A 13,287-nucleotide genomic window follows, 5' to 3' on the forward strand; every position below is an offset into this window, starting at 1 on the left:
ATGCCCGCATTTATGCAGGTAGGGAGCCCTTTTTCGAAAGTTTGGGTACCCGAACATTAGGGTTCCCTTACCCGGTGATTCGCGAAAGGTTCGCCGCGAGGCTGTGACATGCGGACATGGGTGGTCGGAGGCGGGTTTGGCGGCTCGGGTGGCTGGGATTTGCGCGCTCCGCAGACCGAGCGTCGGCGGGTTCCCGAGCGGGCCAGGTCTACCGCTCGCGCAACTCGAGTTTGCTCGGTCTGCAGACCGAGCGTCGCCCAATTTCCCGAGCGGGCCACGTCTACCGCCCGTCGAACTTGGATTTGCTCGGTCTGCAGAGCGAGCGTCGGCCCGTTTCCCGACCGCGCACCCGCTCGCAGACCTTTACTACTCAAGCAGCGAGGAGCATCGCCAGGACAGCGGTATCGGGGTCGGTTCCCAAGTCCAGACCTACCTGATTGCGGAGGGTCACCACGGTGCCGTCGGCTTCGGCCTCGGCCCATCCCGCGCGGTGTTCGAGGCCGAGTTCGGGAAGTCCTGGCAGCAGTACGCACCCCGAGGCAACGTCCGAACACTCGGGCAGGGACGGTCGCGTCTCGGACGGGGGATGGAGCATGAACAACGCGGGCGGCGGAGTGTGGAACGGGCCGGCCTCGGTGAAGTTGTTGTCGATCACGCTGCCAACGGCGAGCATCAATCCGACGGTGTCGGGGTCGCACACCTCTGGTTTGTCCTCGATGACGCTGAACACGGTGGTGGTGCGGAGAAATCCTGGCCGGCAGGCGATACGCACCGATGCGACGAGCGTCTGCGTCCACTCCAGGGTGGTGTCGGGCCAGCGGCCCGAGATCAGGATTCCGCGTAGCTCGCCGTGGCGGTGGAACGGGGTCAGCCCGATGGGTATTGACCCGGACCGCGACATTTCATGGCCGGTGGCGTCCTCGCTCATGGTTACCTCCTGTTGCCGGAAGTTCCTCTGCTCAGGTCGCCTTTGACCAAGTGTCGAACTCTATTCGCAGCATGCCCGGTAAACGATTGGCACACAACCCGACTCGAGTGCTAATCGCGGCGGTTAACAGGAAGTTTCCCTCTGGGGACGGAGACGCCGACGGCGGCCACCCGAATGGGGTGACCGCCGCCTGCGAAAAGGCTGTACGAAAGTGCTTATGCGGGCACGATCAGGCCGGAGCCCTGTGCCTGTGCCTTGGCAAAACGCTCTGCGGCGTCTGCCCAGTTGACGACGTTCCACCATGCCTTGACGTAGTCAGGCTTGACGTTCTGGTAGTCGAGGTAGAAAGCGTGCTCCCACATGTCGAGCATGACCACGGGGATCAGGCCCACCGAGGTGTTGCCGTGCTGATCGGTGAGCTGCTGGATGACGAGCTTGCCCTCGATGGTGTCGTATCCGAGGATCGCCCAGCCGCTGCCCTGCAAAGTGGTTGCCGCAGCGGTGAAGTGCGCCTGGAACTTGTCGAACCCGCCGAACTGGTCATCGATTGCCGCTGCCAGTTCGCCTTCGGGCTTGTCGCCACCGTTGGGCGACAGGTTCTTCCAAAAGATCGAGTGGTTGGTGTGGCCGCCGAGGTGGAAGGCCAGGTTGGCCGAGAGCTGGAAGACCTTGTCGGCGATGGTGCCGTCTTCGCGCGCAGCCGCCAACTTCTCCAGTGCGGTGTTCACGCCCTTCACATAGGTGGCGTGGTGCTTGCTGTGGTGCAGCTCCATGATCCTGCCGGAGATGTGCGGCTCGAGAGCTGCGTAGTCGTAATCCAGATCCGGCAAGGTGTATTCAGACACATTGTTCCTCTCACTATGTGGGGACACGCGTGCCCCCTTATTGATGTCCTCTGGGATCTATCCCTCGAGTGCAACTTCCACCCTTGCTCAGGAAATTGGGTTGTGCAATAGGACGTGAGCAATGCGCCTCAAGCCCAGTTGAGGTTTGCCGGGGTTGCGCTGGGGTGTTTCGCAGGTGCCGGGGTGCCGCAATCGCGGTCGACCACAGCCGGCTCAGGACCGCTTACGCGACAAAAATCAGCGCGAGCAAAAGAAGGAACAGGGCCAGAATACTGATGCCGGTGGTGATGCATCGTGCGCCCACATTGATGGGCTCGGCGCCCGGCCATGAACGGGGCCTGCGATCGAAGACCGGGAGGCCGCTGCCGCTGTCGGTAGAGGCTGCCATCCGATCTCCCCTCGTCAACTCATGGTCCTGCGGGTCGTCAGTGATAACGATCACATACCCCGGTGGTGCACAGCTAAACACGTCTGGGCGCAGTACTCAAGCTGCGGCGGATCGGGGACCGCGATCGAACGCCCGCAAGGCCGCTGCAGGGCGGATGTGGGTCGTTTGACCAGGTCCGACGGGCCGCTGTCGGCGATCTCCGGGTCGGGACGGACGTCGCCGCAATAGGGTGGTCGTACAAGAGCGGTCGTCGACGTCCGCGTTCCGCAGTGGGTGACGAAAGCACCCCTTGCCGAAAGGAATCAGCCATTGGTCAGCACAGTCGGTCTACCACGCGAGATGCGAATCGGGGCGGGCGCACTCGATCAGCTGGTCGACGTGGTGACCGGATTGGGCTCGCGGCGGCCGATGGTGATCACGGACGGTTACCTGGCAGGCGGCGGGCGGGTTGACCAGTTGATCATCGCGCTGATCGAGGCCGGCCTCGATGCGGTGTACTTCGACGGAACAGTGCCCGACCCCACCACGGCTTCGCTTGACGCCGGGCTCCGCGCGGTGCGCGACCACGGCGCCGACCTCCTCGTCGGATTCGGTGGGGGCAGTCCGATGGACACCGCGAAAGCCCTGGCTCTGCTCGCCGTCGAAGGCGGCTCGATGCGCGACTACAAGGCGCCCCTGCGCAATGACCGTGCCGGCCTCCCCGTGGTCGCCGTACCGACCACGGCAGGCAGTGGTTCGGAGGCCACGCAGTTCACGATCATCACCGACAGCGACAGCGACGAGAAGATGTTGTGCATCGGTCGGGCGTTTCTGCCGGTGGCCGCGATCGTCGACTTCGAGCTCACCATGACGATGCCGCCGCGTCTCACCGCCGACACGGGTATCGATGCGCTGACCCACGCGGTGGAGGCCTACGTCAGCCGGAAGAACAACCCGTTCTCCGACGGGTTCAGTCTCTCGGCGATCACGACCATCGGCCGGCACCTGCGCAGGGCCTACACCGACGGCTCCGACCGCGAGGCCCGGGGAGCGATGATGCTGGCCTCCACGCAGGCGGGGATCGCATTCTCGAACTCCAGCGTGGCCCTGGTCCACGGGATGAGCCGGCCCATCGGGGCGCACTTCCATCTCGCACACGGACTGTCGAACGCCATGCTCTTCCCCGCGGTCACCCGGTTCTCCCTGTCGGCAGCGACCTCGCGATACGCCGACTGCGCCCGCGCGTTCGGGTGCGCAGATCCCGACACCTCGGACGAGAACGCCGCAGAACGACTGGTCGATGCCATCGTCGATCTGTGCCGCGACCTCGCCGTCCCCACGCCGGGCGAATGTGGCATCGACCGCGACCGCTGGTTCGGACTGTCCGCACTGATGGCCGAGCAGGCACTGGAGTCGGGGTCGCCCGCCAACAACCCGCGGGTTCCGAACGCGGGCGAGATCGAAGCCATCTACGCCGAGATCTACCGCTGATCGACACCGGGTCGGCACGACCGCGGACCGACAGTGAGGCGTCGGCCAACTATCATCGCTGCGGGCAACCAGATGGGCCTTGCCGCCCGTCGTGAGCGCCGAGCTGCGGGCAGCAGGTCGGTGGGTGAGCTCGCCATGGCAGGAAAAAGTGAGGTGGTCCGATGGCACGCCCGACAGCGGCGCAGCTCTACGCCGCCTACGGGGACAACGCGGACAGCGATGTCACCCTGCGACTGCTGAGGTCCCGGAACGCGGTGCCCTATCTCGCGATCATGGCTGCGCGTCTGGCCGACGGTCAGGTGGACGGCGACCATCTCGCGGAGGGTATCGACCGCGACCTGGCGGACTTGGCCGTGCACTGGACCGAGCGAGGGTGGGAACTGCCCACGGCCGATGACCTGTTGGACCGCTGGGTGCGGGCCGGTTATCTCGCCCGCACCTTGCACGCCGACTCGCAGCGAGAGCGGTACCAGCTCACCCGCGGTGCCACGCAGGCCATCGCGCAGGTTCAGGCCGTACGCCGTAACCGCACGGTGGCCACCGAGACCGTGCTCGAGCTGGTGATGTCGCGGCTGTCGAACATCGCCGTGTCGATCAACCCGGATCCCGGCGAGCACATCCGCGACATCGATCAGAAGATCGCCGAGCTCACCAGACGGCGGGAGGAACTCGCAGCGGGCGCCATCCCTGCGGTCGATTCGCGGCGGGTGCTGGACGACATCCGGATGGTCACGTCGCTGGCCGAACGGATGCCCGCCGACATCATCGGATACGGCGAGAAGATGCGTGAGAACTCCCGCGCCCTGCTCACCAGTGGCCTCGATGCCGAGCACGGCTCGCATGCCGACGTGCTCAACCGGATGTTCGACGGCCATGACGCGCTGGCGGACTCCGACGAGGGCAAGGCTTTCGACACCTTCTACACGCTGATCGCGGATCACCGGTTGCGCGACGACCTCGAGTCGAGCATCCGGCAGATCGCCGAGGGCATCCCGAATCTCCCGCACGACATCCTCGACACACTCACCGGTTTCATCGACCGGATGTGGGATGAGGTGCAGTCGGTGGACGAGGTGCGTGGTCAGGTCTACCGGCGCATCAACACCTTCGTCAAAGACGGCGACTTCCTGCACTATCGCGCGTTGCGCAGCCAGATCGCCGATGCGCAGCGCGCCGCCGCCGCTGCGTTCGTACACGCGGGGCCGGGCAAAGACCTGGGCATCGCGGTACCGATGAGCGCCGCTGTGTCCAATTCGGTCGGCGCGTTGATCTTTCACGACGGGATCGTGGATTCGCCTGAGACGGTTGCCGACACCGTGGGCGAGATCAACATCGACCCTGCCGACCTGGTGGGTGCCGAATCGATCGACTGGCATGCACTGACCGACGCGGTGAACGAGGCCGTGGCCGACGGTCCCGCCGAGATCGACGATGTGTTGGCGTTGTTGCCCACGGCCCGTACCGGTGACGTGATCGGCATCTGGTCGCTGGCGCAGCGGCATGGCGCCGCAGAACATGGGCGGGACGAAGTCACCGTGCTCGCTCACACCGCTCGCGGGATGCGCGAGATCCGTTTGCCCGCAGTCCGATTCACACACTTGCTGCCCGATCCGATAACCGCTCAGCCACACGAGGTGATGCATTTGCTCGATGAACCAGCCGAGCCTGTCCGAGGTGCGACCCGGTGAGCACGCCAGAAGACGATGTCGTGGTCCAGGAGGGCGACGACCTGTTCGTCGACTCACCCGAAGCGATCACTGAACCATCGGTCGACTTGTCACACTTCGCATTCGATGGATCAGAGCCGGTCGGAACGATCAGTGAGGCGCGGATCGAAGCCCGATTCGACGGTGACACCTCGGCTCTGCCTGCGCCGGTCTGTTACGCGCTGCAGGAGTTGGTCGCCGCCGCACACGTATCGGCGCGGTCTCGTAACTGGAAGACCATCGAGGTGCACGAGGAGATCATTCGGTCTCGCCTGTCGGAGCTGAATCTTCAGCTCGAGATCAACCGAGAGCACAAGTACGCGTTCACCCGCCAGGTGTCTGAGAACGACCCGCGGCAGCGGAACATCTTGCGCGCGCAGACACTCACCCTGGCAGCGTCGGTCCTTGCGCTGTTCCTGCGACAGAAGTACTTGACCAGTGCCGATGAATCGGTGGTCACCGAACGGGGCGAGATCATCGACCACATGCTCACCTACAAGCCGGTGTCCGACACCGACGAGGCGGGCTTCATCAAACGGATCGATGCGGCCATCAATCAGCTCGAATCACGAAAGATCATTCGAGCGTTGCCGGGAACGGACCGGTTTGTGGTGCACGGGGTGATCGCTTCGCTCCTCGGGCCCGAACAGGTGGCTGCCTACACAGAGGCCTACCGCAGGCTTGCTGGTGAGCACACCGAAGAGGGCACCGACCTCACCGAACTCGATGACCAGGAGCGCACGTCATGACAGAGATCCTGGAAGTGGACACAGCCGGCGGATCTCGACCGGTTGACCGCGATACGCCATCGCCACTGGCCGCCCCCGCGGGCAAGCGCACCCTCAATATCGGTCAATTCCGTTTGACCAGACTGCAACTGGTCAACTGGGGGACGTTTGACGGGTACAAGGACTACCCGATCGACGAGCGGGGCGTGATGCTCACCGGGCCGTCCGGGTCGGGCAAGTCATCGATGATGGACGGTCATTCGGTGGTGCTGCTGCCCACCTACGATCAGGTGTTCAACGCGTCGGCCGATCTGTCCGCGAAGGGTGCGAAGAAGGCGGCTCGGTCGATGGCCGACTACGTGCGCGGCGCGTGGGCGGAGAACGACGACCGGTACAACCAATCGCAGGTGCAGTACCTGCGGGCCGATGGTGCCACCTGGTCGGCGATCGCGGCGACCTACGACAACGGCGCAGGGTCTGCCACCACCGCGGTGGCGATCAAGTGGTTCCCGGGGTCGGGCACCGACGGCAGTTCACTGCGGTCGTGGTACCAGCTGCATGACGGGCATTTCGACCTGCTTGGCCTGAACACTTGGGCGCAGAACGGATTCGACATCCGCCGGTACCGGTCGGCCAACCCGACCGTGGAGTGTTTCGATGTGCAGAGCGCCTACCAGGAGGCGCTGAGGCGACGTGTGGGAATCGGCCAGTCGTCGGCAGCCCTGTCTTTGATGGGCAAGGCGAAGGCCATGAAGAACGTCGGTGACCTCAACCTGTTCATCCGGACGTACATGCTCGATCGACCCGACACCTACGCCAAAGCCGAACGGCTGGTGGAGAACTTCACTCAACTCGACGAGGCGTATCAGGCCGCGGCCCGCGCCAACGCGCAGGAGCAGGTCCTCCGGCCGATCCCGGCGGCGTGGGAAACATACTGCAGCGCTGAAGAATCCACCACACGCGCGGGCACGCTGTTGGGTCCGCCGATGAGGGCCTTCATGCGTGAGCATCGGCTGACGCTCCTGCAACAACGTCTGGATCAGATCGACGCCGACCGGATGAGGTTGGACAACGAGGTGGCCAACTGGGAGAACCTCGCGGACGAACGCGAGGAGCGCCACAGCTCGCTGCGCGACCAATTGACCGCCGAGAAGGGCGAACTGACCACTCTGGAGTCGGAGCTCAAATCCTTCGAGGCGCAGGTGACGGCCCGGAACCGCGCCTACGAACGGTATGCGACGTTGGTGGGCGGCCTGGGGGAGCAGACCCCCGAAACCCAGGACGAGTTCGCCGCCCTGCGGATGCGTGCCCCGGAGATCGCCAGGGCTGCAAGAGAAGCCGCCGACAGGTTGGCCACCACGGCACACAGCTTCTTCGCCGCCGAGACCGATGCCAGGCGCGAGTTCGAGGCGGTTGTGGAAGAGCTGGCGAGCTTGAACACCCGCCGGTCGCTGCTGCCGCGCGAAGTGCTGGCACAACGCGACGGCATCGCGCAGGCCACCGGGGTCGCGCCCGCCGAATTGCCGTTCGCCGCCGAACTCATCGACGTCGACCCCGCCGCCAAGGATCGCTGGGCCGGGGCCGCGGAGAGAGTGCTGCGCGGACTGGGCATGACCATGCTGGTGCCGGCTCGGCACCGCACCACCATCGGCGAGTTCGTCAACCGGACCAACATCGGCGGGGTGCTCGAATACCGCGTCTACCAGGAGGACTCAGCGGTTGCTGCCGACCCGGTTCGCGGTTCGCTCGCCGAGAAACTGATCGTCGACCGGAAACACCCCGCCGGAGCGTGGCTGACCACAGTTGTCGCCCACAGCGCTGAACACATCTGCGTTGATCTGCCGTCCCAGCTCGACGAGCACACACTCGCGGTCACCCCGCAGGGACTGGTGAAGTCGGGCCGCGACCGTTTCCGCAAGGACGACCGGCGTTCGGTGTCCGACCGCACACAGTGGATCCTCGGCTCCAACACCGACGGCAAGCGCTCTGCTCTCGAGGAGCTCAAGGCTGAGCTCGAACTCCGGTATCAGCAGGCGCGGCAGGCGGCTCAGGACAAACGGGACCTGTTGGAGCAGAACCGCGAACGCGCGAAGAACGCCGATGCCCTGACCGGTTATGCGTCGTGGGCGGAGCTGAACTGGTGGTCTTCGCGGCGCGATGCCGACGAACTCAACGCACGCATCGATCGCGTTCGCGAAAACCGGGTGGATCTCGCCGAACTCGAGGAGCAGGTGGAGATTGCCCGGGCGGACTGGCGAGAGGCCGTCGCTCGGGTGGGTGCGCTGGGCGATCAACTAGGACACATCGGCTCGGACTGGGACCGATGGTTCGCCGAGTTCGAGCAGGTCAAGAACGAGGGCACCAAACTCGACGATTCCGACCGGGAGTATCTCGCCGAGGTGCTCGCCGAGACGCTCGCCGACGGCGGCAAGACACTGACCTTGGACAACTACGGCGAGGTGCGGTCTGATCTGCGCAACTCGCTCGAAGCCGTTGTGGGTAAGGCCAATGCCGAACGTGACGGTGCCGAGAACCGAATCGTGCGCGCCGCCGAGGCCTTCCTGCGGGAATGGCCGGAGGCCGCATCGAACTTGAGTGCCACGGTGGAGTACGCGTCCGATCTTGTGTCGATTCACCAGAGCCTGGTCGAGCACGGTCTGGCGTCGACACAGCAACGCTTCCGGCAACTGATCACCACCGACATCAGTCACTCGGTCTCCAACTTGTACAAGGAGATCGGCGACACCAACAAGCGCATCACACAGGGCATTGCCGAGGTCAACATCGGCTTGCGCAGGGTCGACTTCAACGAGGGCACCTATCTGCAGATCGCGCAGCTGCACAACCCGACTGACGAGTCGCGGGAGTTCGGCAAGATCGTCGACGCGATGATCCGCGACGCGCCGGCGGCGAAGTCGGGTGACGGCGCGGTCTTGGCGCGGCAGTTCTATCGCATCCGGGGGCTCGTGGCCCGGCTCACCGGCACCGACGCGGAGAACCGCCGCTGGTGCGACAACGTGCTCGACGTCCGCAACAGCTACACCTTCTATGGCAAAGAGCTGAGTTTTGATGCCGCACCGGACGATCCGCCCGTGCACACCTACCGCAACACCGCATCCAACTCCGGCGGCGAGCAGGAGAAGCTGGTGGCGTTCTGTCTGGCTGCGGCCCTGAGCTTTTCGCTGAGTCACGGCGAGGACCATCGTCCGGGGTTTGCGCCACTCATGCTCGACGAGGCGTTCAGCAAGTCCGACGAGACCTTCAGTTCGCAGTCACTCCGCGCATTTGAACAGTTCGGGTTCCAGCTGATCATCGCCGCTCCGATTCGTATGGTGGGCATCGTGGAGCCGTTCATCGGCCAGGTCATCCTGGTGGACAAGCAAATCGGCGACACGGGTGCCCGATCGGATGCACGCGCGGCCACGTTCGGAGAATTGGCGAAGGCGCGGGCGTCGTCGGGCCGACGCGAATCATGAGCACGACGTTGTCGATGCGGCAATGGAGCCGCACGCTCCTGCAGCGCCAGCATCTACTCGAAAGAGTTGACGAAGACGTTCTCGAGGTACTCGACCGTTGCGTCGGTCTTCAGTCGCAGGACCCGAAGTCCGCGTTTTACGGCCTCTGGTCACGAATCGCGGACTTCGATCCTACCGACCTCGATCAGCTGATCGAAGAACGCGAGGTGGTGCGAATTGCTCTGCTGCGCAGCACCGTATTCCTCATCGACAGTGAGGATGCGCGATGGATCCGGCCGCTCACCCAGCCTCTGATGGACAAGGTGTTGCGGTCGAACCACTACAAGCTGATCGGCGATGCCGATCCCGCTCAGGTGGTGGACTACGGACGAGAATTGTTGCGCGGCAATCAAATGACCGTCAAAGACCTCAAGACGGCGTTGTCGGAGCGCTGGCCGGCAGCAGACGCATCGTCGCTGGTGACAGTGGTGCGCTGCCTGGAGTCATTGGTTCAGGTGCCTCCGCGGGGTACGTGGCGAGGTTCTGCGACGACGACCTATCAACTGTTTGACGACTGGTGCGGGGCGGGCGAACCTGCAGTGACCGGCGACGAAGCCATCGCTGATCTGGTCAGGCTCTACCTGCGTGGGTTCGGGCCGGCATCGATCAACGGCATCCAGAGCTGGTCGGGTATAACCGGTTTGCGCCCGATCGTCGAGGCGATGGAAGCGGACTGGGAGCTTGCAAAGCTGCAAGGTCCTGACGGTGAGGAACTCTTCGACATCGAAGGACTGGCGCCGGCCGACGAGGGGGTCGACGCCCCCGCCCGTCTGGTTGCGCCCTTCGACAACATCGTGCTGGCCCAGGGCGCCGATCGGCGACGGGTGATCGACGACGAGGTGTTCAAACAGACGACGACCCCCAACGGCCGTTCCCCCGGGTTCGTTCTCGTCGACGGTCGGGTGGCGGGTATCTGGAATCCCCGCAAGGACGGCAAGAAGATCACGGTCGAGGTCGAGTACCTGCTGAAGGTGTCCGCAGCGGATCGCCGCGCAGTCGATCGCGAGCGCGATCAGTTGATCGAGTTCTGCAACTCATGAACGCCACACAGCGAACCCGCATTCTTCAGGGCTCCGACCCACACCTGCCCCGGCTGTCATGACCATCCAGGATCTGCCGCCCGGTACGGCGAAGGCACGTCGACGCCCCGACGCCCCGGTTGCGGAAGCGGTCGACAAACGAATGCTCCCGGTTTACGAGGCTGGTGCCATCGACGTCCCGTTTGTGATCGCGGGCAACTACGAGGTGATGGCGCGTAACACTTTCTGGGAGGAGCACTCCCATCCCACGCATGAGCTGCTCTGGACAGAGCGGGGAGCGTCGACGGCCACCATCGGATCGCGGATCTGGGCGATCACGCCGTCTGTGGGTCTGTGGGTGCCGGCGGGCGTACGACATTCGGGATGGACACCGGAGGGCATCACCTTGCGGGCCGCGCAGTTCAGTTTCAGTGCGGCTCCGTCGATCTCGCCCGAGCCGGTGGCGGTGGAGATGTCCACGTTGCTGTTGTTGTTGCTCGATCGGCTGACGGTTGACGGGCTGGACCCCGCCTCGCGGACGGCGACAGAGGCGATGGTGCTCGACGTGCTGGCCCCCGCGAGGCACGAGGTGTCGCTGCGAGTGCCGACGGCGGCGCTGCTGGCGCCGATCGTCGCGGCGATTCGGGCGGACCCCAGCGATTCGACCACGTTGGCGCAGTGGGCGGTTCGACTCGGTGTCAGCACCCGCACCATCACCAGGGTCTTCCACGCCGAAACCGGTGTCGGGTTCAGCCGATGGATCGCGACGGCGCGAGCCCAGCACGCCATCGAGTTACTGGCCCGGGGCGAGGCGATCGACGAGGTCGCCTATTGCGTCGGCTACCGGTCGACGAGTGCATTCGGCACAGCCTTCCGGCGGGTCACCGGAATGAGCCCAGGGCGATTCCGCGCCCACTGACAGCGGCTCACATCAGCTCGCCCCGGTAGCCGGACCGGAGATTGTTCCGGCTACACCGGGGGCATCCCGCGTGAGGAGTCGTGCGCGCGGCCGACCAGGTAACGACCCCTACTGCGACTGATGATCAGGAGGCGGTCAGTCCGCCGTCGATGACATGCTCCATTCCACTGATGTACGAGGAGTCGTCGGAAGCGAGGAACAGCACAAGACTGGAGACCTCGTCAGGTTCGGCCATCCGGCGAAGCGGGACGGTTGCCGAGATACCGCCGCCGTCGGCGTCGGTGGCAGCTTCCATCATCGGTGTTTTGATGTAGCCCGGGTGCACTGAGTTGACCCGGATCTGTTCAGGCCCGAATTGGACGGCAACCTGTTTGGTCATGCCTCGCGAGGCGAACTTACTGCCCACGTAGCCAAGGTTGGGAGCACCGACAATGGAAACCATGCCGGCGGTTGAAGAGATGTTGACAATGGCGCCGCCGCCGGCTTTGCGCATCGACGGGATCACGGTCTTCATGCCCCATACCTGTGAGTGTTGGTTCACCGCAACAACTTTCAAGTAGGCGTCGGGGTCGATCTCGACGACGTCTTCGATAGGTCCGAGGATTCCGGCATTGTTCACCAGAATGTTCACCGGGCCGAAAGTGTTCTCGGTCTCGGTGACGACTGCACGCCACTGATCCAGTGAGGTGACGTCATGCTTGATGAAGTGTGCGCTGTCGCCGAGTTCCGCGGCGAGTTTGTTCCCACCGTCATCGTTGACGTCGGTGAACACAACCTTGGCGCCCTCTGCGACGAACCGCCGCACATGCGCTGCTCCCATGCCTTGTGCCGCTCCGGTGATGATGGCGACTTTGCCGTCCAACTTTCCCATTTCGAAACTCCTTCGATGCTCAGATCACCGCGAGCGCGGTGTCGGTCCCGGCGGCGTTCTGTTGAGACGCTCCGGTACGTATTCACAGTATTGGTACTCGGTACCACAATACGCCGCCACGGGCGTCGGAGTCGAGTGATCAGGCTGTGCCCGCATAGGTTGGGGTCATGGAGACTCAACGACGCCAGCCGGGGCGCCCGCCGGCGGCGTCGAAGGCTTACGTGGAGCAAGTGGCTGTCGCATTGATGCTGCAGCGCGGCTACGAGGAGGTGAGCGTTGAGGACATCGTCGCAGCTGCGGGCATCGGACGTACCACGTTCTTTCGCTACTTCGGGTCCAAATCGGGTGTGATCTGGCTGGAGTTCGATGCGACGATCGAACGGCTGAATCGAACTCTGGCGGAGTCGGACTCAGACGATGTGCTCGACTCCGTGCGTACCGCCGTCCTCGAGTCGACACGTGAAGCGGTGTTCAGCAGCGACGTGTGGCTGGAACGCTTTCGGCTCCTGGATACCACTGCGGATCTACACGCCGGCGCGCACGCTCATTGGGAGGCCTGGAAGCTGCCAATCGTCTCTTTTGTGGCCACTCGGACCGGCAAGGGTGTGGGCGATTATGTCCCGATGGTGGTCGGCGCGGCATGTCATGCCGTCTTTGTCGCGGAGCTTCGCCACTGGCAGAACCGAGACAACGCGCGCACGGACCTCCTCGCGCGTTTGGATACGCACCTTGCTCACGTCCTCTCACATTTGAATGGGTTGGTCGACTGACACGCCAGCCTGTTCGTACCGCCCCGGACCGGTTGTCTCTCGTAACGAAACATGTTGCGCCGCAGCCTATCTAGTCTAGTCGAAAACGGATTTGAGGTACCGTCGGTCGTTGTCGCCCATTCTCGGGC

The 13,287-nt window shown here is 64.2% G+C and carries 11 protein-coding genes; 7 read left to right on the top strand and 4 right to left on the bottom strand.

The features are described 5' to 3' along the window. Positions 1–370: 370 nt before the first annotated feature. The 3 genes from ACVWY6_RS17040 to ACVWY6_RS17050 all read right to left on the bottom strand — a co-directional run bounded on the left by ACVWY6_RS17040 (position 371) and on the right by ACVWY6_RS17050 (position 2,161). Positions 371–928 carry a hypothetical protein gene (locus tag ACVWY6_RS17040; RefSeq protein ID WP_023955086.1) on the bottom strand — a complete coding sequence of 186 codons (558 nt, stop codon included), beginning with the start codon at positions 926–928 and terminating at the stop codon, positions 371–373. Positions 929–1,143: 215 nt separating this feature from the next. Further along, positions 1,144–1,773: a superoxide dismutase gene (locus ACVWY6_RS17045; RefSeq protein ID WP_030167355.1), complete on the bottom strand. Its 630-nt coding sequence runs from the start codon at positions 1,771–1,773 to the stop codon at positions 1,144–1,146. Between the two features lie 223 nt (positions 1,774–1,996). Then, the gene (locus ACVWY6_RS17050) at positions 1,997–2,161 is read right to left on the bottom strand and encodes a hypothetical protein (RefSeq protein WP_156045341.1); all 165 of its coding nucleotides are present in this window, start codon (positions 2,159–2,161) and stop codon (positions 1,997–1,999) included. Between the two features lie 309 nt (positions 2,162–2,470). Between ACVWY6_RS17050 and ACVWY6_RS17055 the strand changes: the two genes are divergently transcribed. From ACVWY6_RS17055 to ACVWY6_RS17080, 6 genes are all read left to right on the top strand, one after another. Further along, complete coding sequence (locus ACVWY6_RS17055) at positions 2,471–3,631, top strand: iron-containing alcohol dehydrogenase (protein WP_457539610.1); 1,161 nt, start codon at positions 2,471–2,473, stop codon at positions 3,629–3,631. Positions 3,632–3,792: 161 nt separating this feature from the next. Then, positions 3,793–5,319, top strand: coding sequence for a DUF3375 family protein (locus tag ACVWY6_RS17060; RefSeq protein WP_457539612.1), 1,527 nt, complete (start codon positions 3,793–3,795; stop codon positions 5,317–5,319). After that, a complete protein-coding gene (locus ACVWY6_RS17065; protein ID WP_457539613.1) occupies positions 5,316–6,086 on the top strand; it encodes a DUF4194 domain-containing protein in 771 nt (256 codons plus the stop codon). Before ACVWY6_RS17060 ends, ACVWY6_RS17065 begins: the two co-directional genes overlap by 4 nt. Next, positions 6,083–9,541 (top strand): ATP-binding protein, encoded by a 3,459-nt coding sequence (locus tag ACVWY6_RS17070; protein WP_457539614.1) that lies wholly within the window; start codon positions 6,083–6,085, stop codon positions 9,539–9,541. The genes ACVWY6_RS17065 and ACVWY6_RS17070 overlap by 4 nt, the downstream gene beginning before the upstream one ends. Further along, the gene (locus tag ACVWY6_RS17075) at positions 9,538–10,620 is read left to right on the top strand and encodes a winged helix DNA-binding domain-containing protein (protein ID WP_457539616.1); all 1,083 of its coding nucleotides are present in this window, start codon (positions 9,538–9,540) and stop codon (positions 10,618–10,620) included. The genes ACVWY6_RS17070 and ACVWY6_RS17075 overlap by 4 nt, the downstream gene beginning before the upstream one ends. Before the next feature lie 58 nt (positions 10,621–10,678). After that, positions 10,679–11,518, top strand: coding sequence for a helix-turn-helix domain-containing protein (locus ACVWY6_RS17080; RefSeq protein ID WP_457539617.1), 840 nt, complete (start codon positions 10,679–10,681; stop codon positions 11,516–11,518). 124 nt (positions 11,519–11,642) lie between these two features. Here the strand turns inward: ACVWY6_RS17080 and ACVWY6_RS17085 are convergent, their stop codons facing one another. Then, positions 11,643–12,389: a glucose 1-dehydrogenase gene (locus ACVWY6_RS17085; protein WP_457539619.1), complete on the bottom strand. Its 747-nt coding sequence runs from the start codon at positions 12,387–12,389 to the stop codon at positions 11,643–11,645. Between the two features lie 167 nt (positions 12,390–12,556). On the opposite strand from ACVWY6_RS17085, the gene ACVWY6_RS17090 reads away from it, so the two are divergent. Continuing rightward, a complete protein-coding gene (locus tag ACVWY6_RS17090; RefSeq protein WP_457539621.1) occupies positions 12,557–13,159 on the top strand; it encodes an acyl-CoA-like ligand-binding transcription factor in 603 nt (200 codons plus the stop codon). The last annotated feature ends 128 nt before the right edge of the window (positions 13,160–13,287 follow it).

The sequence above is a fragment of the Williamsia sp. R60 genome, from assembly GCF_054063855.1.

Coding starts and splice junctions, on each gene's coding strand:
- ACVWY6_RS17070 (WP_457539614.1), top strand. CDS start 6,083: ATGACAGAGATCCTGGAAGTGGACACAGCCGGCGGATCTCGACCGGTT.
- ACVWY6_RS17085 (WP_457539619.1), bottom strand. CDS start 12,389: ATGGGAAAGTTGGACGGCAAAGTCGCCATCATCACCGGAGCGGCACAA.
- ACVWY6_RS17080 (WP_457539617.1), top strand. CDS start 10,679: ATGACCATCCAGGATCTGCCGCCCGGTACGGCGAAGGCACGTCGACGC.
- ACVWY6_RS17090 (WP_457539621.1), top strand. CDS start 12,557: ATGGAGACTCAACGACGCCAGCCGGGGCGCCCGCCGGCGGCGTCGAAG.
- ACVWY6_RS17040 (WP_023955086.1), bottom strand. CDS start 928: ATGAGCGAGGACGCCACCGGCCATGAAATGTCGCGGTCCGGGTCAATA.
- ACVWY6_RS17060 (WP_457539612.1), top strand. CDS start 3,793: ATGGCACGCCCGACAGCGGCGCAGCTCTACGCCGCCTACGGGGACAAC.
- ACVWY6_RS17050 (WP_156045341.1), bottom strand. CDS start 2,161: ATGGCAGCCTCTACCGACAGCGGCAGCGGCCTCCCGGTCTTCGATCGC.
- ACVWY6_RS17075 (WP_457539616.1), top strand. CDS start 9,538: ATGAGCACGACGTTGTCGATGCGGCAATGGAGCCGCACGCTCCTGCAG.